The following is a 350-nucleotide window of genomic DNA, read 5'->3' as shown; positions in this document are numbered from 1 at the left end:
GGCCAGTGCGTGAAGAACTGCGGCGCTGCCTGCTGCTTGAATCCGGCACCAGCCGAGATAAGCCGTTTAAGGACGTGAATATCCTACTCGGCTATGAATCCCACATTTTTGAGATTCACGGAGACGGGACCGTGGTTGAGGCCGCTTACGACTATGCTGCGATCGGGAGCGGTGCTGAATACGCGCTTGGGGCCATGTACGCGTCGCATGGTGGACACGGGCCGCGTGAGGTCTTGGAATGCGCGTTGGGCGCTGCCTGCGAATTCGACAACGGAAGCCGTGGCCCCTTCACCATTCTCAGTCCTTGACAAAAGAATCAAGGTGTTGGTAAACTGTCCAATATTGAATAA

At 55.7% G+C, this 350-nt stretch carries 1 protein-coding gene; it reads left to right on the top strand.

From position 1 onward, the window contains the following. A partial coding sequence (locus AC1RPH_RS08070; RefSeq protein WP_481762069.1) for a hypothetical protein occupies positions 1-308 on the top strand: 308 nt, incomplete at its 5' end. Positions 309-350: the final 42 nt, after the last annotated feature.

The organism is Dellaglioa sp. CoH-57-MRSF-16 (assembly GCF_056782055.1).
Note: the sequence above shows the minus strand (reverse complement) of the source record. Positions and strands in the feature narration are given on the sequence as shown.